The organism is Sutcliffiella rhizosphaerae, from assembly GCF_917563925.1.
GTDB lineage: Bacteria > Bacillota > Bacilli > Bacillales > Bacillaceae_I > Sutcliffiella_A > Sutcliffiella_A rhizosphaerae.
In genome coordinates, this window is record NZ_CAKJTJ010000007.1 from 118,724 (window position 1) to 136,692 (window position 17,969).

At 36.7% G+C, this 17,969-nt stretch carries 19 protein-coding genes and 1 pseudogene; 6 read left to right on the forward strand and 14 right to left on the reverse strand.

Annotation, left to right across the window (positions count from 1 at the left end; genetic code table 11):
* Nucleotides 1-185 precede the first annotated feature (185 nt).
* Complete coding sequence (locus tag LRP81_RS08965) at nucleotides 186-425, reverse strand: YueH family protein (RefSeq protein WP_230500929.1); 240 nt, start codon at nucleotides 423-425, stop codon at nucleotides 186-188.
* Nucleotides 426-585: 160 nt separating this feature from the next.
* Here LRP81_RS08965 and LRP81_RS08970 point away from each other — a divergent pair, with 160 nt between their 5' ends.
* The gene (locus LRP81_RS08970) at nucleotides 586-1,182 is read left to right on the forward strand and encodes a biotin transporter BioY (protein ID WP_230500930.1); all 597 of its coding nucleotides are present in this window, start codon (nucleotides 586-588) and stop codon (nucleotides 1,180-1,182) included.
* Nucleotides 1,183-1,717: 535 nt separating this feature from the next.
* Here the strand turns inward: LRP81_RS08970 and LRP81_RS08975 are convergent.
* The 5 genes from LRP81_RS08975 to LRP81_RS08990 form a co-directional block, all read right to left on the reverse strand.
* Nucleotides 1,718-3,049, reverse strand: a complete 1,332-nt coding sequence (locus LRP81_RS08975; protein ID WP_230500931.1) for a Na+/H+ antiporter family protein — start codon at nucleotides 3,047-3,049, stop codon at nucleotides 1,718-1,720.
* Between the two features lie 341 nt (nucleotides 3,050-3,390).
* On the reverse strand, nucleotides 3,391-3,597 hold the full coding sequence (locus tag LRP81_RS23570; protein ID WP_451923571.1) for a transposase: 207 nt from the start codon (nucleotides 3,595-3,597) through the stop codon (nucleotides 3,391-3,393).
* 83 nt (nucleotides 3,598-3,680) lie between these two features.
* Nucleotides 3,681-4,649, reverse strand: coding sequence for a transposase (locus tag LRP81_RS08980; protein ID WP_451923572.1), 969 nt, complete (start codon nucleotides 4,647-4,649; stop codon nucleotides 3,681-3,683).
* Nucleotides 4,650-4,987: 338 nt separating this feature from the next.
* A complete protein-coding gene (locus LRP81_RS08985) occupies nucleotides 4,988-6,493 on the reverse strand; it encodes a leucyl aminopeptidase (RefSeq protein ID WP_230500932.1) in 1,506 nt (501 codons plus the stop codon).
* 63 nt (nucleotides 6,494-6,556) lie between these two features.
* On the reverse strand, nucleotides 6,557-6,937 hold the full coding sequence (locus LRP81_RS08990; protein WP_230500933.1) for a DUF309 domain-containing protein: 381 nt from the start codon (nucleotides 6,935-6,937) through the stop codon (nucleotides 6,557-6,559).
* A gap of 167 nt (nucleotides 6,938-7,104) precedes the next feature.
* Here LRP81_RS08990 and LRP81_RS08995 point away from each other — a divergent pair, with 167 nt between their 5' ends.
* Together LRP81_RS08995 and LRP81_RS09000 are read left to right on the forward strand one after the other, a co-directional pair.
* Nucleotides 7,105-7,587 carry a divergent PAP2 family protein gene (locus LRP81_RS08995; protein ID WP_230500934.1) on the forward strand — a complete coding sequence of 161 codons (483 nt, stop codon included), beginning with the start codon at nucleotides 7,105-7,107 and terminating at the stop codon, nucleotides 7,585-7,587.
* Nucleotides 7,588-7,603: 16 nt separating this feature from the next.
* The gene (locus LRP81_RS09000; protein ID WP_230500935.1) at nucleotides 7,604-8,419 is read left to right on the forward strand and encodes a cobalamin-binding protein; all 816 of its coding nucleotides are present in this window, start codon (nucleotides 7,604-7,606) and stop codon (nucleotides 8,417-8,419) included.
* 337 nt (nucleotides 8,420-8,756) lie between these two features.
* Here the strand turns inward: LRP81_RS09000 and LRP81_RS09005 are convergent, their stop codons facing one another.
* From LRP81_RS09005 to LRP81_RS09025, 5 genes are all read right to left on the reverse strand, one after another.
* Nucleotides 8,757-9,461, reverse strand: a complete 705-nt coding sequence (locus tag LRP81_RS09005; protein ID WP_230500936.1) for a 3D domain-containing protein — start codon at nucleotides 9,459-9,461, stop codon at nucleotides 8,757-8,759.
* A gap of 227 nt (nucleotides 9,462-9,688) precedes the next feature.
* On the reverse strand, nucleotides 9,689-10,018 hold the full coding sequence (locus LRP81_RS09010) for a YuiB family protein (protein ID WP_230500937.1): 330 nt from the start codon (nucleotides 10,016-10,018) through the stop codon (nucleotides 9,689-9,691).
* A gap of 147 nt (nucleotides 10,019-10,165) precedes the next feature.
* Nucleotides 10,166-10,288 (reverse strand): YuiA family protein, encoded by a 123-nt coding sequence (locus LRP81_RS09015; protein WP_230500938.1) that lies wholly within the window; start codon nucleotides 10,286-10,288, stop codon nucleotides 10,166-10,168.
* A gap of 177 nt (nucleotides 10,289-10,465) precedes the next feature.
* Complete coding sequence (locus tag LRP81_RS09020; protein WP_230500939.1) at nucleotides 10,466-10,945, reverse strand: NUDIX domain-containing protein; 480 nt, start codon at nucleotides 10,943-10,945, stop codon at nucleotides 10,466-10,468.
* 93 nt (nucleotides 10,946-11,038) lie between these two features.
* Nucleotides 11,039-12,256: an NAD(P)/FAD-dependent oxidoreductase gene (locus tag LRP81_RS09025; protein ID WP_399207384.1), complete on the reverse strand. Its 1,218-nt coding sequence runs from the start codon at nucleotides 12,254-12,256 to the stop codon at nucleotides 11,039-11,041.
* A 411-nt stretch (nucleotides 12,257-12,667) separates the two neighbouring features.
* Here LRP81_RS09025 and LRP81_RS09030 point away from each other — a divergent pair, with 411 nt between their 5' ends.
* A complete protein-coding gene (locus LRP81_RS09030) occupies nucleotides 12,668-13,660 on the forward strand; it encodes an NAD(P)/FAD-dependent oxidoreductase (protein ID WP_230500940.1) in 993 nt (330 codons plus the stop codon).
* A 51-nt stretch (nucleotides 13,661-13,711) separates the two neighbouring features.
* Here LRP81_RS09030 and LRP81_RS09035 read toward each other — a convergent pair.
* A pseudogene (locus LRP81_RS09035) lies at nucleotides 13,712-14,138 on the reverse strand (VOC family protein).
* A 279-nt stretch (nucleotides 14,139-14,417) separates the two neighbouring features.
* Here LRP81_RS09035 and LRP81_RS09040 point away from each other — a divergent pair.
* On the forward strand, nucleotides 14,418-15,692 hold the full coding sequence (locus LRP81_RS09040; RefSeq protein WP_230500941.1) for an ATP-binding protein: 1,275 nt from the start codon (nucleotides 14,418-14,420) through the stop codon (nucleotides 15,690-15,692).
* Nucleotides 15,693-15,698: 6 nt separating this feature from the next.
* Complete coding sequence (locus tag LRP81_RS09045) at nucleotides 15,699-16,589, forward strand: response regulator (RefSeq protein ID WP_317987052.1); 891 nt, start codon at nucleotides 15,699-15,701, stop codon at nucleotides 16,587-16,589.
* 39 nt (nucleotides 16,590-16,628) lie between these two features.
* On the opposite strand, the gene LRP81_RS09050 is transcribed toward LRP81_RS09045, so the two are convergent.
* A complete protein-coding gene (locus LRP81_RS09050; RefSeq protein ID WP_230500942.1) occupies nucleotides 16,629-17,282 on the reverse strand; it encodes an amino acid ABC transporter permease in 654 nt (217 codons plus the stop codon).
* A 12-nt stretch (nucleotides 17,283-17,294) separates the two neighbouring features.
* Complete coding sequence (locus LRP81_RS09055; protein ID WP_230500943.1) at nucleotides 17,295-17,933, reverse strand: amino acid ABC transporter permease; 639 nt, start codon at nucleotides 17,931-17,933, stop codon at nucleotides 17,295-17,297.
* Between the last annotated feature and the right edge of the window lie 36 nt (nucleotides 17,934-17,969).

Sequence of the window (17,969 nt, forward strand, 5' to 3'; positions counted from 1 at the left end):
ATTGATTCTGTTTCAAATTATATTCACGCTAAACCAAAGCTCTAAACAATTTTTTAGAAAAAGGGTCAGATTCCCTATGAAATTAGAAATTGATTCCTCGTGTGGAATATATTTTTGAACGAAATAAAAAAAGCGCTCCCAAACTAAATGGGAGAGCTTCTTTTTTTCTTACAATTAGTTTGAGCCTACATTTCACGGACCCATTGGGCAATTTTTAAAGCAAGGTGGGTTGCATCTTCTTCCACTAATAATGCTCCGAAATCTTCTTCCATACGATTGGTCAATGTTGTATTGTTCTCCTCGTAAGGAATTATAGTAGACCACTTGATATAAGGTATAGCGACTAGTGTTTGTTCTTCCTTTTTATTTTCATGTATGTATACGCTAAATGTACTCACTTGTAAATTCGCTTTTCTTATTTTCATATTAAAATGCTCCTCCTTTTCATGCTATTAATATTGTAGCCACGGAACTACATTTATACAAGAACTCTTATGTTAACTTATTTTGAAATTTTGTTGACATATTTCAAGTTAATAGATTATGATTTTATTGTTAACTAAATACGACAAAGGAGTTTACATTATGAAACGTTCATTTTCAGCATTAGATATTACATACGTCGCGATGTTTGTAGCATTAATGGCTATTGGAGCAAATATCGTGTCCTGGATACCTTTTTTACAAATTGGTCATGTTCCATTATCTATGCAACCATTTTTCTGCGTTTTAGCCGGCATTATTCTCGGTTCACGTCTTGGGGCTATTTCCATGATTGTCTATCTATTGGTAGGCATGGTTGGTGCACCAGTTTACGCGGGCTTTGGATCAGGTTTGGCACCAATCATTGGGCCTACAGGCGGCTTCTTACTGTCCTACGTATTTACTGCTTATCTCTCAGGTTTAATCGTAGAAAAGAAAGCACACCCTCACATGGGAACATTCATGCTTTCCTCATTTATCGGTATCATTCTTATATATTTAATCGGCACAAACTATATGTATGTGATATTAAATTATGTACTTGAAATTAAAACGTCCTATATTGCCGTCTGGATTACGATGGGCTGGTTCTCTTTCAAAGACTTTGTGTTTACTATTTTCTGCGGATTATTAGCTACCCGTTTATATTACGTGGTAAATAAAACAGCAAGATCTAACTATTCTCGTAAAATTGCATAAGAACCAAAAAAGCCAAGCTAGAAACTGATCAGCTTGGCTTTTTAGGTTGGTTATTATAAATGTCAAAACAAGAATGTACATTTTTGATTGTATAAAATAATTTTGTGGTTAAGATTTACATTTTCGTTAAACCGAAATAACATGACACGGAGCCTCCACAGGTATGACTAATGTGCCATGAAGCCAGCAACATCAATAGCATACCTGGCCAAACGAAGCATCATGCCCGCCTCTCCATGTAAAGTTGTTCTAAGACAATATGAATACTTTGGCGGGTGTAAATAATCATTTTGCACATGGCTAAATTAGCATTAGTCATTTGAGTTCCCGTATTTTTCATTCTGCTATTTTACGGGCACAGCCTTTCCGTTTGAGTGCCCGATCTTTTCATTTTGCTATTTTTCGGTCATTGCTTTTCCTTTTGAGTGACCAAATTTTTCATTTTGCTTTTTTCAGTCATTGCTTTTCCATTTAAGGACCCGAAATATACCACCCCTCGGTGTCAAAGCAAAGAGGGGAGGCACATACATCTATTTTATAGAATCATAGCAGCAATACACCCGAAAATAATGAGTGGGATATTGTAGTGAATAAATGTAGGTACACATGTGTCCCAAATGTGATTATGCTGGCCATCTGCATTTAAACCAGAAGTTGGTCCAAGTGTACTATCTGATGCTGGGGAACCTGCATCTCCTAGAACACCAGCGGTTCCAATAATTGAAATAGTCGCCATTGTACTAAATCCTAGTTCTCCACAAAGTGGGACAAATATTGCTGTAATAATTGGAACCGTTGAAAAAGCAGAACCTATTCCCATGGTAATTAGTAATCCCACTGTCAACATGGCAAAAACCCCAAGTAATTGATTAGTTCCAATCCACTCTGCAGAAGTGGAAACCATTGATTCAATGTGCCCCGTTTCTCTCAATACACTCGTAAATCCAGAGGCTGCTATCATTACAAAACCGATGAATGCCATCATCTTCATACCTGAAGTTAAAATGACATCCGACTCAGTAAACTTCATCGCCCCACCAATATAAAGGATGACGATTCCCACTAGTGAACCATATATCATCCCTTGGACACCGATAACCTCTGTTAAATAAATTTGTGTAATAAGAGATATTACAACTGCAAGAATCGCAAATGTGATTGATTTTTTGGAATAGGTTATAGATTCATGGACAGAGATATCTCTTTGTTCATATTTTTTTGGTTTCCGGTAACTGAAGAAAATAGCAATCAATAGTCCGATAACCATCCCAAAAACTGGAATTAACATCGCTGTTGGAATCGAATAAGTGCTTATATCCTGTCCACTTTCTGCCATGTTCGTTCTAAGGATGTCATGAAAAATCCCTCCGAAGCCAACTGGCATCAAAGCATAAGGTGCTATTAAACCAAACGTGATGATAGAAGCAGTTAGTCTCCGATCGATGTGTAATTCATTAAGAATTTTAAGTAACGGCGGAATTAAAATTGGAATAAAGGCGATATGCACTGGTATGACGTTTTGTGACATGATAGAGACCGCTAAAATAATGAGAAGTAAAAGTACTTTTGATAGTGCTTTCTTACGTGTATCTTCTTTTGTCCCTACAAGTTTTATTGCCGTTTCTACAAGAGCATCCGGCAGACCCGTTTTGGAAAGGCCGACAGCAAATGCTCCGAGCAATGCGTAACTTAGTGCTACTGTAGCATTTCCTCCAAGTCCTTCCGTAAACGTATTAATGGTCGACTCAAGACCAAGCCCTCCTACCATCCCTCCGATGAAAGCACCTGTAACAAGGGCTAATACTACATTTATTCTAAGTAGACTCAGTACTAGCATCACAAAAACTGAAATGATGACTGCGTTCATAATGAAGACTTCCTTTCTTCTTCACTTTAGTTAATTAAACAATTAGTGAATTAGAGTAAAAAAGCATGAAATTAAATTAACATAGGTTAATGACACTGTCAACGGAATTGTTTGGAAGTTGGTGTTCATTGAAAAACTAGTAGTCAATCGACATTGAAGACTTGAGGATGATACTGGATATTATGATAGATTTTTGCTAGAAAACAAAAAAAGCACCCTAAAAAGAGGACACTGCAAAAAGAGCATAATTACTACGCACTTTTAAGTAAAAAAGCTCCTAGTTTATGAATTTACATAAACTAGGAGCTTTTTTGTTTTGAGTTTATCTACTCCTCCTATCCCTACTGGGATAGGGCTTTGTGTAGCTTAACCATCCTCTTTATGTTAACAGCAAAAGCAGTTAGAAATGCTTGTATTCGCATGCCAAACTGACCACGGTATTTAGCCCTGGTCATTCTATGTGCATTCTTTAATTCGGCATTTTTATGCTCAATATGGGAACGAATACCTTTTCTTTGAAGATATTCATCCGATTCTAGGTAAGCCATTTGTTGACTATGCTCTTCAGATTTAATGCTAATTGAGTATGTTTTTTTTGGTATTGTTATAGCATCCTTCTCTATAAAGGACATTACTTACAAATGTTCGTATCAAAATAAAAGGTTAGACTTGAATTAGTACCCGTTCCAGTTTTTCCTGTTTTAGCTTTTCTGATATTAGTATGCCCTGCAGGGCACAATACCTCATCATTTTCCTTATCATATTGAAATTTATCTTCTTCACGTGTTCCATATACTGCAGGGTTTAACGGAATCGAAGCTTTAATCTCTCCTGTTTGAAGGAAGCTAAGATTATCTTTACCAGAATATGCTGTATCTGCATGCACTTCATTAATTGAGATTTGTTGTTCAATCGTTTTGATTACTAAAGTTTGAAGTTGCTTCCCATCGTCTTCATTTCCAGATGTCACATGAATAGCTGTAATAATTTCTTCTTCAGTCATGGCGATATGGTTTTTATATCCATAAAAAGTTCTAGACTTTGATTTTCTTCCAAATCTTGCATCTGGGTCAACGGCAGATGAAATCCCTTTATTAGTTAAGAGTCTCTCATCCTCAATTATTTGTTTTACGATGTTTATTCTCTCAAGCAAGCTGCCTTCGGCATCTGGGAGTTTGTCTCCTAATAGATTATTCAGCTCCACTAAATATTGTAAAAGTTGTTTCGTCTTTTCTTCATCGGTTCCCTCTAATTTTGGAAACGTAGGGAGCTTCTTATAAAGACTGGAATATTGTTTTTTTACAGCTTTTAGTAGTCGATTAGCAGCCTTTTTAAGAACATTTAATGGCTTATCCTTAGCTGCATTTGCGATAGTATGCGTTGAATCAATGATGAGAGCTTTAGACTGAATCAATCCTTTTTCTACACATTGTTTTACAACATGTTCCAATACCTTTTCTACTCGGTTTGCACCTAGTCTATGTACACGAAATCGACTAAGCTGTGAAGAATTTGGTAAAGTGTCTTCTGGATTTAAACCTAAAAACCATTTATAAGCTAAATTGTATGGTGAATCCTCAATCACTCTTTCGTCAGACAAATTGTACAGAAATTGCAGAAAAGGAGACGGAACAACAGTTCAGGCTCCTTGGCAGGTCTACCGTAATACTTACAATACGATTCTTCAACTAACTCATTTATAAAGGGAAAATCAACTAGTTCATGAACTCTTCTCAAAAGGTGATCTTCTGGCACAAAAGAGTAAAGTTCCGAATGAAAAGATAGGCTTGATTGATTGTGATTTAGTAACATTACAAAAACCCCGATACACTTTGATATAACTCTATTCTAACAAAAAAACGCCCCGAAGGGCGTTTCTTCTAAAAAATGTAAGTGTTTTGCAGTGTCCTCTAAAAAAGGTGCTTTTTTCACGCTAACTTATTGTTCTTTCTGTCCAAAACGTTCTACTAATGTTACCAGGGTACGAACCATTGCCCCAGTTCCCCCGCTTGGTCCTAATTCATGTGCCGATTTGGCAGTAGCCGTCCCAGCGATATCCAAGTGTACCCATGGCGTATCCTCTGCAAACTCTCCGATAAATGTTCCTGCAAATATGGCATGACCGTCTCGACCAGGTGAGTTATTTAAATCAGCCACTTTACTACTGCGCACTCGTTCCTTAGCATGATCAAAAATCGGAAGTCTCCACAATTCTTCTCCAGCCTCGTAAGAAGCCTCCAATACTTGTTCAAACCACGATTCATTATTCGTCATTGCTCCAGTGGTATGATGTCCAAGCGCAATGATAACACCTCCTGTAAGAGTTGCTACATCAACAAGATAGTTTGCTCCATGCTGTTTTGCATACGTTACTGCATCAGCTAGCACAAGTCTGCCTTCTGCGTCTGTATTTAATACTTCAATCGTTTTCCCACTCAATGATGTAATGACATCATCAGGTTTGAACGCATCACCACTGATCATATTATCTGTAGATGCAACTACTGCAATAACATTTTGCTCAGGCTTTAGCTCGCCGATCGCTTCCATTGCTCCAAGAACGGATGCAGCTCCTCCCATATCCATTTTCATTCCGACAATCCCATCTTTCGGTTTGATGGAATACCCTCCAGTATCAAATGTAATTCCTTTTCCAACTAATCCAATCACATCAGACCAGTCTTCTTTTCCTTGATACTTTAAAACTATCATTTTTGGTGGTTCAACAGACCCTTTATTAACCGCTAGTAACGCTCCCATACCTAGCTTTTCCATCTGTTCTTTTTCAAGTATTTCTAGTTCAAAACCATACTTCTCAGCAAGGGTGGATGCATGATTCGCAAGATCAGTAGCTGTCAACATGTTTCCTGGCAAATTAACAAGTGTACGAGCACTGTTAGTCGCTTTTGCGTAAATATGACCAACTTGAACACTTGCTTCCACTTCTGATTTATCACTATCTGTTAATAGGACAACTCCTTCAAGATTAGATTCAGGTTCATTAGATTTTTGTTTATATCCTTCAAATTGGTAGGTTGCAAGTGGAATGGATTCACCTATCGCATGTGCAACATCCAGAACGTCCAACTCTTCTGTTACGAAAGTATCAATAGCAATAACAGATGTTTTTAGTTTGGACTCCTGCAGCGATTTGCCTACCTTACCAAACACTTTTCGAAGTTCTTCAAAAGAAAGTTTTTCTTCTCTGCCAATTCCCACTGCCAGAATTCTTTTAAAGCTTGATTTACCAAATGTATGTATTTTTACTAACTTTCCTTTTTTCGGTGAAATATCTCCATCTTTCAATAAGTGTGTTAAGTGACCATCAAGCTGATCGTCCAACTCAGCAAGCAAACCAGCTAATTTACTATTTTTCTCCGATAGGGCAACAACTAACACTTCCTGTTGCTCCAACGTACTTTTATCATTATGAACTATAAACATTCCTATGCACCTCCAGCATCATTTACATCTATTATATCTGGTTTCATTTATTATTTCGAGTATCTAATCATCTTCTAAATATAAAACAAGCACAGGTAACTTCGGTAAGGTATCCACTTTTTCAAAAGGGACTTTATCTATGTCTATAGGAAGTATTCCTAAACACTGTTCAATAAAAGAATGAACTTTTTCCAAGTCAATTCCCCAGTACATTGGACGATACTTTTGAATATAGCGGGAACCGGCTTCCATCATCATTCTAGCTCCTTTTACATTTCCATACTCGTAGTGGTAGATAGCGACTGTCATTTGCAGTAAACCCTTTAAAAAATAGTTCTCCTTATCTGTCATCCATATCTCTTCTAATAAGTCATGACATGTATAATAATCACCTTCATTAAAACAAATAAAGAATTCATAGTATTCTTCCGGGTATACATCCATTCTTTTTTGCCCCTTTAATAAAAATGTCCTGCTTATATCTTAACAAAAGACATATAATCCTTCATAATAATAAGAAAATTGTTTACATATTGTTTCATGTGCTATCCAATCACGGATAGGGTATAGTAATAAAAACAACAGCCAAAGCTGGGGGGCGATTCAACAAGATGGAGTTATTTTCAAATTTTCCATTATGGGCTGCATTAGCAGCTATCGGATTTGCACAATTTATTAAAGTACCGATTCAATTTATAGCTACAAGACGAATCGATTGGTCTCTTTTAACAAGTACTGGTGGAATGCCAAGCTCTCACTCTGCTGCTGTAACTGCTCTTGCGACGGGAGTTGCACTTGAGACAGGTTTAGATTCTCCTGTATTTGCGGTTGCCGCTGTGTTTGCTATTATCGTGATGTTTGATGCCACAGGGGTTAGAAGACATGCAGGGGAACAAGCAACTGTATTGAATAAGCTAGTAGGAGATTTCAACCGTTTTGTGGAAGAAACAAAAAAATGGCCAAACATGGATGAGAAAGAAAAAGTAAAGGATTTAAAGGAGCTATTAGGTCATCAGCCAATTGAAGTGTTTTTTGGGGCAATTACAGGAATTATGCTCTCCCTTGTACTTCATTATTTCATTCATGTATGGTAAGTAAGGAGAAAATAATATGCGGTTAGTATCTATATGTCCGAGCAATACCGAACTTCTACATTATCTCGATTTAACTGATAAACTTGTTGGAGTGGATAATTACTCCGATTGGCCACAAGTAATCACTAGTCTTCCAAAGCTAGGACCAGATCTAAACATTAATATGGATAAGCTTGAAGCACTTAAGCCTGACCTAGTGCTCGCAAGCCTAAGTGTTCCTGGAATGGAGAGAAATGTAGCGGAGCTAGAGAAAAGAGGTATTCCTCACATTACCTTAAATCCTCAATCATTAGAAGATATTATGGAGAATCTTCTGGATGTAGGGAAATTGACTGGTTCCAGCAATAGAGCAACAGAAGTTACTGGAATCATGACAGAAATTATCAATACATATAAGCAGCTTGCCACTTCTGTAGCTATGAAACCTAAGTTATATTGGGAATGGTGGCCAAAACCTATTTTCACACCCGGCAAAATAAATTGGTTAACAGAACTGAGCCTTCTTGCCGGAGCTAATAATATTTTCGGCGATAAAGAAGTTGCCAGTTATCAGACAGAATGGTCAGAAGTAGTTGAGAAAAATCCTGACGTAGTTTGTATGATTTGGGTAGGTGTGAAGGAATCAAAAATGAACCCTGACCATGTAAAGAAAAGAGAGCAAGCAGAGCTTTTAAAAGCGATCCAACATAATCATATTTACGTACTAGAAGAAAGCCTGTACTGCCGACCATCTCCAAGATTAATAATGGGTCTTCAAAAACTCGGCAGCATTCTCCATCCTGAACAATATCCTATATATCCTGGAGTAGATCCACTTGAAAAGCCGAAATGAAAACTACTTTCACTTCGGCTTTTTTTAGGAAAACCCACCGTAGCAAAACTTGGCTAAATCTTTATATGCTTAACAACTTGAATGACGTTATTAGAAGGCTTTAGTCATCAGCTTCTCTTCCAAGTTTTGTGTCCTACATTGGCGGGTTGCTGGACTCAGTTTGGCTATTCTCTCTTTTTCAGTCCTGTATTTACGGTTTAAAATCTTATTTTAAAAAGCCAATAAAAAAAGGCTGCTAGGAAGCCATTAATCATGACTATTTAGACAGCCTAAAACCTCTATTAATTAAAACCCACAATTTAATTCAAATACAAATTACACGCAAGTAATACCTTTGCTATTGCTTTTTACCCAGATATTTTTGGCGGAAAACTTGCATACTTTTGTCTTCATTTAACGACGTTAATTCTTCCTCAGACAATGTACCGTCACCTTTTTTTACTAGATAGACATCTATAGTTCTTTTGCCCCAATCCTTAAAAACTTCATCCACTGTATCAAAATATAGATCTATCTTATTTCCTTTAATTGCCCCCCCAATATCTGCTACAACGCCATATCCATAACCTGGAATGAAAAGTATGGTTCCAATAGGAAAGACGCTGATATCCGCTGCAATGGTCGAATATAAATCTCTTTTTACTTTAAGACCAGAGTATGTAATCCCATAACTTGGATCCCCAGGATGCTTGCCTGTTGACTCATATCCAGCTGTATATCCTGTTGCATGAACTGTATGTGCTTCATATTGTTCCCAGTCTAATTCCTCAAGCGACAAAGGTTTTTCAACTGCCTCTTCTGCAGATACCAGTGTCTGAGTTGCTGACTGGAAGTTTAAGTTTTTGAAACTCAACCCTATTTTTTTTATAAGACTTTCATTTTTGTCATCATTTTCATTCGTGGCATATATGTTGTTTTCTTTTAGCCAATTATGAATGGTAGATGCTTCTACACCTGAAATGGATTGGAACGTTACAGATAAGGCCACCAAGAACAAAAATGCTGTAACAGCCCTTCTGCTAATCGTTTTTATTTTTTTCATGTGATTGACTCACACTCCTCTCACAAGATATTCCTTCCCGCTTTAGGAAGAAATTATTCCTTTTTTTTGAGAAAAGCTAATTGAGCGGTGTTTTCGAACCCAAAAAGTACAAAATATTAAGACAGCAGATGTTGCGTGACTGAGACTTGGAGATTCCCCCTTCTCAGCAACGCATTTTCTCTTTACACGACTGATAAGTAAAAAAGAACCGATATATTATCGATTCTTTAGAACATTTGATATCCACTTTTTCTTAGCATTCTTATAACGATTCCTGAAGTAATAGCACCTAAAAACCCACTTAGAAGGATAGTAATATCAGCCACTTGTAGTGATGCTATTTCTGAACCGAGCGAAGTGAACGCTGTACTTGGTTGTCTGAAATAATCGATAAGCCTTATGTCATCTTGAGCAATTATCCAAATACAAACTAGCGGGTATATGATCGCCATAATCCAAGACATACGTAGCAACATATTTAAAAGGAATCCTATTCCAAAGAAAAGTACAAAAAACAGGACAACCGATATAAGTAGAATTGGTATATTCAATACCAAGCACCTCCATTACACATCTTTCCTAAGTGTACTGAAAGCACTGTTTGGAGTCAATTACTTTTCGGGTACAAACAAGAACACAACCGTAATTGTCCTAAATACGTCAAAAATGACGGAAATAGAATCTCGATTGTGTGGTTTATTCCTTTATTTTCTTCCACTACCTTCACAGCAAGAGCAGGTTTCTGATCCACCTAACAATAATTGAAAGTAGCCTTTACCTGAACAATATGGGCAATCATTTTTCTCTGGTTGCAGTTGTTTTTTCATGCCTTATCCCTCCAGATGATTTTATTAAACAGAAATATTATTTAACTTAATTTTCTGATAATATACCATCGTTTTACTTTTTTGCAAAGGGACAATTTTGACCAAAATGCTTTATGTAAGCGAATACATCACATGTAAACTAAAAAAAACTAGCTTTCTCTTAAATTTACAGAATAATTAGAAAAATAATTTATATGCACTATAATTAAATATATTTCCTGGATTCATCGGTGGAGTCTCTTTTAATAAATGAAGGTTAGGAAGTTTTGTGCAATAGTGAATTAATAGAGAAGAATCTGGACTATTTTGTAGATCATCTAGTGTTATGAAGGCTGCATCATACAACTCACTTTCTTGAAAAACAACATTAGTATGATGGGGCGTACATAAAAACAGAAGCATATTATCACTTATTTTTTCCATTATAACACCTGAACGGACTCCAATAAGTCCTTCCACTTTGACTTCTATTCCTGTTTCCTCCATGATCTCTCTTTTAACAGCTTCATCTACCGTCTCATTTTTCTCTACAAATCCTGCTGGAAATGACCATTTTCCTTTCAGACCACCGTAGCGTTTTTTTACTACAAGCCATCTACCATCTTCTGAAATGACTATTCCTGCAACTGCAAGCCAAACATTTTCTCTTTTTGCCATATAAACTCCCCCTTTTGTTTCCTTATATGTTAACAAGAAAAAATGCAAAAAGAAAAGCCACTCTTTTAAAAGAGCAGCCTTTTTTCATCTATGTTATAGAACGTTAAATTTCCCTTTTTTCATGACAAGTCCAGCTCCACCTATCATGTAAAGTGCACGGTTATCAACCATTTTCTTCATGAAGGAAGCCTTTGATCCCCAAATTTTTCGACCGAACACAACACCAATTGCGTCGTCATCTCCTAAGGAGCAAACTGTACCTTTTAAATCAGGAGTGAATGTTTGTAATTCTCCCTGTTCACGAACCAATACTGCTAGGTTCTTCGCACATACTTCACCTTGTTGCATAGCGATTTGTGCAGTTGGTGGATATGGACGGTTAATTTCTTCATTGATAATTAAAGAACAGTCACCAACGATGAATACATCATCATGACCTGGAGCACGTAAGTAAGAATCTACTTTCACACGACCACGCATGTTTTCGAATCCGGAATCTTCCACTAAGTGGTTTCCACGGACCCCAGCAGCCCAAACTACTGTACCTGCTTTGATTTCTTCCACTTCTTCGTCTTTTGCTACGATAATTCCCTCTTCTGTTGCTTCTTTAATCGCAGTACCAATTTTGAATTCTACGCCTTTACGTTCAAGCGTATTTACAGCGTATTCTACAAGTTCTGGATCAAATCCTGGAAGCACAGTTGGTGCAGCTTCTACACATACAATGCGTACTCTGTCTTTTGGAATATCAAATTCTTGACAAAGTTCTGGAACACGATTTACTAGTTCTCCAAGGAATTCAATACCTGTAAACCCTGCACCACCAACAATAATAGTTAAACGATCGTCACGGCGATGTGCTTCTGTATTGTAAGTAGCAAACTGATACTCAATATGTTCACGGATTTTACGTGCAACATTTAAGTTCGCAATCGAGAAGGCATGCTCTTTCAAACCTTTAATTCCAAAAGTTTCTGCTTCATATCCTAGACCAACTACTAGGTAGTCATAGGAGATGTTACCGCCTTTTGCAAGTGCAACAGTTTTTTCTTCTTTGTTGATTCCAGTTACAGTATCAACTAAGAAGTTAACTTTACTGCGGTCAATAACATCCGTAATTTTGTATCTTGTACGATCAGCAGGCAATGTTCCAGCTGATGCTTCATGTAGCCATGTTGACTCATAGTGATAATCGTTTTTGTTGACAAGCGTGATTTCAGCTTCGTTCACACCAATCAATTTTTGAAGACGTACAGCTGTAACTAATCCACCGTAACCGGCACCTAGAATAACAATACTTGGCTTTTTCAAATGAATCACATCCACCTTTTTATTCGATTTTATAAAATATAAAAATAAGGACACTGCAACAAATTTCACTTACCCATTCTTACTATCCGCTAAAATGAAAAATTTATGAAAACAACTGATTGTGAAACACTTCACGAATACAGACGGCAAAAAAGTGCGAAATCTGTCAAAAAATATTAATTACCTACCTAACATCATATGCTTTTTCCTTCTACTTTTCAAGACAAAATCTTAGTTTGGAAATATTCCGAAAAAGGAAGTTAAACAATAAGGAAATACTTATATTGTTTTCCGAAAATTTCACCTATTTCAAGTATATGTTCCCTTTTTTCATCTATTGAAAACAGAAATCATTAGAAAATTGTGCTATGATAATGGAAGAACTTAAATTTTTTAGGGGGATAGGAATCGATGAGCGAAGAACAAAAAGTTTATGACATCACCATCATAGGTGGGGGACCAACTGGATTATTTACTGCTTTCTATGGTGGAATGAGACAGGCTAGCGTTAAAATTATTGAAAGCTTACCACAGTTAGGTGGGCAATTATCCGCGTTGTATCCTGAAAAGTACATATACGATATTGCAGGATTTCCAAAAGTTCGTGCCCAAGAATTAATCGATAACTTAAAAGAACAAATGTCCAAGTTTGAGCCCACTGTTGCACTAGAGCAATCTGTTCAAACACTTGAAAAAATGGGCGATGGCACGTTCAAAATCGGTACAGATAAAGAAATCCATTATTCCAAAGCTGTCATCATTACTGCAGGTAATGGAGCGTTCCAACCCCGACGTCTAGAGCTGGATAATGCCACAGACTATGAGAATAAAAACATTCATTATTTTGTGGACGATATGAACAAGTTCTCAGGCAAGAAAGTAGTGGTTTTTGGTGGTGGCGATTCCGCAGTGGATTGGGCACTGATGCTAGAACCAATCGCAGAAAAAGTAACACTTGTTCACCGCCGTGACAAGTTCCGTGCACATGAGCACAGTGTAGATAATTTGATGAATTCAAAGGTGGATATAAAAACCCCTTATGTTCCTGCTGAACTGATTGGTGATGAACATGCCATTAAGCAAGTGGTGTTGGAAAAAGTAAAATCAGAGGATAAGGAAGTACTAGAGGTTGACGATGTCATAGTAAATTACGGCTTCGTTTCTTCTCTTGGTCCAATTAAAGATTGGGGTCTTGAGATTGAAAAGAACTCTATTGTCGTTAACTCTAAAATGGAAACGAACATTCCTGGAATCTATGCAGCAGGAGATATTTGTACGTATGAAGGTAAAGTGAAACTGATTGCATGCGGTTTCGGTGAAGCACCAACTGCCGTGAACAATGCAAAATCCTATATTGATCCAAAAGCGAAAGTTCAACCGCTTCATAGTACTAGTTTATTCTAAAACTCAGTTTAGTGTGCAACCACCCTCGATTTGTTCGGGGGTGGTTTTTACTTATTTTGTTGCTGCCATATTTACTATGCCCGATGAGTTCATCAATACAATTCTCCAACCATCGGAATCTTCCACTGTAACACCAGCTTTCTCCCAATACGGATTTTCTGGTGGCACCGAATCATACCCCATAGCTTTTAATCTATTTGTGATTTCTTGTATGGTTTTACTATTAGGAATATAAAATACAAGGAGATAATCCTTTGTCGGAGCAGGACAGGGGCTCCCCTCTTTATATTGGGTAAACTCTAAATGATAGTTGCAATCAAGAAGCCCAATGATTATACCCATTATGTGCTCTAAATGAACCCACTTTCATTAAGCATATTCCCTTACAATAGAAGTGTTCTATTACTTTAAGTTGATTAGTAGGACGCGCTACTCGAATCTGCGCTACGTTCATTGCTTTTGACCATTGATTTTCCATTCTCACCCCCCTCCACTACCATCATTATATTAAAAATGGAAGGGAAAGCCCTCCGTATGATTAATGAATTCAATCCTACTTTTGTTGTAATTAACCCATCAAACATAAAAAATTACACAAAATACTAATAATTATATTTTTTTACAATTCATATTTTGATTGCATTTGTCTTAACATTAATTATGCTATAATCAAAAGAAAGACTATTCAGATAGTATGGATTAAATTAAAAAGAAGTAAAAGAAATAAAGGGGTATCATTTTTTTGATGACAGATTATATGAAGAAATATATTAGTATACAGATTCTCTTTATTGCTTTAGCTACTGCTATATCCGGAGAGCTACGGATAGCTCCATTTGGATGGGAATTCCGATTCGGGTTAGGCAGCAGTATTTTTTTTCTGCTTTTGTTGTTAATGAATCACGTTCCGATGATTCGAACAGGAATTTTCACTGGGATAGTGGTAGTCGTTTTTCGTACTTTAACTAGTAGTACTTTTACGGTAAATCCAACTATGTTTTTCGATGTTCTTCTGACCCATATTCCAGCAATGTTTTATTATATTGCCTTTGCACTCGGATTAAGTTTAATACCGAAAGAGTTATTCAAATCACGTCTACTATTGCTAGGTGTGGTTGTGGTTTTAGTAGATTTTGGTTCTAACATAGTGGAGATATGGTGTCGGAAGCTACTTACTATCACGACCCCTCTATTATGGTCAGAATGGCTTACATTATTAGTAGTAGCAATTGTCCGAGTCTTTTTTATTATTGGCTTATATGCAAATTTCATTTTAAAACAATTGCAAGTATTACACCTAGAACAACAAAAGAGATTTGAACAGATGCTTAAAGTAGGATCTAGTCTTTATAGTGAGAGTTTTTACATGAAGAAAATGCTCGAATCAATTGAAGATCTCACCCTTAGTAGCTACGAACTTTATCGTCGTCTATTGCAAAATCAACTACAAGAATATAGTAAACATGCCCTTACCATTGCTGAAGGGGTCCACGAAATAAAAAAGGATGCGCAGCGAATAAGGGCTGGGCTGCAAAAATTAAATAAGCAAACGGAAACGAAAGTAGACATGAGTTTGGCGGAGATATTAGATTTTGTTATAAAAGCTAACTTACAATACAGTGAGTGGTTCGGAAAGAACCTTTCCATTGAACATAGTCTAAAAGTAAATTATGTTACCTCACAACACCTACCGCTTCTGATTGTCCTAAATAATCTTGTTGCTAATGCAATTGAAGCTACAGAGGATACAGGGATCATACATATAAGTTTATATGAAGACATCGACTCTACTATTTTTATTGTACAAGATGTAGGAAATGGGATTAAAAAACAAGATCTACCGTACATTTTCGAACCAGGATATACGACAAAATACAATCAAGAAGGTATCGCAGCAACTGGAATTGGGTTGTCTCATGTTAAAAATATTATTGAATTATTTGATGGAGAAATTGACGTCTTTTCTTCTGAAGGGGAAGGGACTAAATTTGTCATGAAACTTTCAACGGTGAAACTAAAATTTAGGGAGTAGATGGAGATGATTTCCTATTGTATTGTGGATGATAATGCAGCAAGTAGAAGAATGATTGAAAATATAATAGAAGATTGTGCCCTAGGTAAGGTAATCGGCAGTACTATTGGGGGGAGAGAAGCAATTGATATAATCTTATCCTCAAAGCCCAATGTGATATTAATAGATTTACTAATGCCTGAACTAGATGGAATAGAAATGATAAAAGAGTTGAAAACACATGGTTATAATGGAAAATTCATTATGATTTCACAGATAAATAATAAAGAAATGGTTGGAGAGGCATATAAGGTCGGAATTGAATTTTTTATTCATAAACCTATTAACAGTATTGAAGTTGAAGCTGTCTTAAAAAAAATTAATAAGCAATTATCTCTAGATCAATCGATTGTTGCGATAAAGGCATCATTAGCAAGTATAGAATCTATGCAGCCCGCTCTCAACCATAATTCGTCTAAACTATCCGTAATGGAAGCTGTACAACACATCCTGAAGGATCTTGGTGTGCTAGCTGAAAAAGGTAGCAAAGATATTATTATTGCAATGGAACTTCTCATCCAAAAGGATTATGAAAGAGAACTACCGCCATTAAACGAATTATATAAACTGGTTGCGCAACGTTTCGTAGGAGAAAAAAATATAATTAAAGAAAAAAAAGCCATTGAGCAACGAGTGCGTAGAACGATTGGTGTTGCTTTAAAAAATATTGCTTCTATTGGACTGACAGATTATACACATCCAAAATTTGAGCAATACGCCTCCCTATTTTTTGAATTTCAGGATGTCCGAAATAAGATGAAGGCCATGGAAAGTAATCAGAAAAACACAACTACTAAGGTAAACGTTAAGAAGTTCTTGCAAGTTCTTTATTTGGAGACATTAGAAAAAATAAAGTGAGAGGCGAATAGCTGCCGCCTCACTTTACTTTATAGGTAGCTACAAATGCTTCGCTTCAAATCGTCTAGCAGAAAGCGAGAGCAGATAGTTTACAGTAAAATACATTAATGCGACTAATATTAAAATCGGGATAACTTGGTCTTGATTACCTCCGCCATTAATAATACGGGCATGATGCATTAATTCTGGTAAGGCTATTACAACTGCTAATGAAGTATCTTTTAATAGAGCAATAAATTGGCTTACCGTTGGTGGAACCATTCGTTGTATAGCTTGCGGTAAGGTTATATATCTAAGTGTTTGAATATAATTTAAACCGGACGATCTTGCTGCTTCAATCTGCCCTTTATCGATAGAATTTAAACCACTTCGAATTAGTTCAGAAATTAACGCTGCCTCAAAAATGGTTAAACCAGCAATTGCTGCTGTAAAAGTATCCATTTTTATTCCAACCTCTGGAAGTGCGAAGCGCATAAAGAAAATGATTAACAGCAGTGGTAAATTCCGAATAATATTTACTGCAAATGCCAGAAACTGTGAAAGAATCGGCACTTTTGCATAGCGGATAATGGCAATAAGAGTACCTAATGTAAAGCTAAGTACGATGGCAATACCAGCGACCTTCAATGTCATCCAAAACCCAGACAATAGAAAAGATATATTGGCGGAAGAATAAGCACCTATAAAATCCATTGCTTTCCCTCCTTAATGACTGGCTGAAAGTCGACGTTCTAAATATTCGACTATAAAGCTCAGTGGTATAGTAATAACTAGATAGAATAGTGCAACGAAAATATAAACACTAAACACTACATAAGTCTGCGACGATACGAGATCCGCATAATACATGAGATCTAAACCAGCGACGACCCCAAGTATTGAAGAGTTTTTCACTAGATTTATTGATTGATTTCCAAGTGGAGGAATAACAATCTTAAAAGCCTGAGGTAAAATAATATAGCGCATAGTTTGAATATAGGTTAAACCAGAGGAACGTGCTGCCTCAGTTTGTCCTTTTGGAATAGAGAGGATTCCGGCACGGATTGATTCTGCGATAAATGCTGCAGTATAAACTATTAACCCTAAAGTCCCAGCTGTAAATCCACCTAATTGGAATCCTAAATAAAATAAAAACACAATAAGCAGCAGTGGGATATTACGGATAAACTCAACATATGCTGTTCCCAACCAATTTAGAGGTCTGATAGGGGCAATCCGAAAAACAGCAATAATAGTGCCGAGCACAAAACTGCCAACAAGAGCTATCATACTGGCAACAAGGGTATTTCGAAACCCTTCAAAAAACATATCCCAATAGTTGACTAAAATTTCAATGTTAATCACGAAAGGATCCTCCTGTTTGAAAATTGGATACAATGG

Excerpts from the sequence above, each read along its gene's own strand:
- LRP81_RS08965 (WP_230500929.1), bottom strand. The coding sequence starts at position 425 with ATGAAAATAAGAAAAGCGAATTTACAAGTGAGTACATTTAGCGTATAC.
- LRP81_RS08970 (WP_230500930.1), top strand. The coding sequence starts at position 586 with ATGAAACGTTCATTTTCAGCATTAGATATTACATACGTCGCGATGTTT.
- LRP81_RS08975 (WP_230500931.1), bottom strand. The coding sequence starts at position 3,049 with ATGAACGCAGTCATCATTTCAGTTTTTGTGATGCTAGTACTGAGTCTA.
- LRP81_RS23570 (WP_451923571.1), bottom strand. The coding sequence starts at position 3,597 with ATGGCTTACCTAGAATCGGATGAATATCTTCAAAGAAAAGGTATTCGT.
- LRP81_RS08985 (WP_230500932.1), bottom strand. The coding sequence starts at position 6,493 with ATGTTTATAGTTCATAATGATAAAAGTACGTTGGAGCAACAGGAAGTG.
- LRP81_RS08990 (WP_230500933.1), bottom strand. The coding sequence starts at position 6,937 with ATGGATGTATACCCGGAAGAATACTATGAATTCTTTATTTGTTTTAAT.
- LRP81_RS08995 (WP_230500934.1), top strand. The coding sequence starts at position 7,105 with ATGGAGTTATTTTCAAATTTTCCATTATGGGCTGCATTAGCAGCTATC.
- LRP81_RS09000 (WP_230500935.1), top strand. The coding sequence starts at position 7,604 with ATGCGGTTAGTATCTATATGTCCGAGCAATACCGAACTTCTACATTAT.
- LRP81_RS09005 (WP_230500936.1), bottom strand. The coding sequence starts at position 9,461 with ATGAAAAAAATAAAAACGATTAGCAGAAGGGCTGTTACAGCATTTTTG.
- LRP81_RS09015 (WP_230500938.1), bottom strand. The coding sequence starts at position 10,288 with ATGAAAAAACAACTGCAACCAGAGAAAAATGATTGCCCATATTGTTCA.
- LRP81_RS09020 (WP_230500939.1), bottom strand. The coding sequence starts at position 10,945 with ATGGCAAAAAGAGAAAATGTTTGGCTTGCAGTTGCAGGAATAGTCATT.
- LRP81_RS09030 (WP_230500940.1), top strand. The coding sequence starts at position 12,668 with ATGAGCGAAGAACAAAAAGTTTATGACATCACCATCATAGGTGGGGGA.
- LRP81_RS09040 (WP_230500941.1), top strand. The coding sequence starts at position 14,418 with ATGAAGAAATATATTAGTATACAGATTCTCTTTATTGCTTTAGCTACT.
- LRP81_RS09045 (WP_317987052.1), top strand. The coding sequence starts at position 15,699 with ATGATTTCCTATTGTATTGTGGATGATAATGCAGCAAGTAGAAGAATG.
- LRP81_RS09050 (WP_230500942.1), bottom strand. The coding sequence starts at position 17,282 with ATGGATTTTATAGGTGCTTATTCTTCCGCCAATATATCTTTTCTATTG.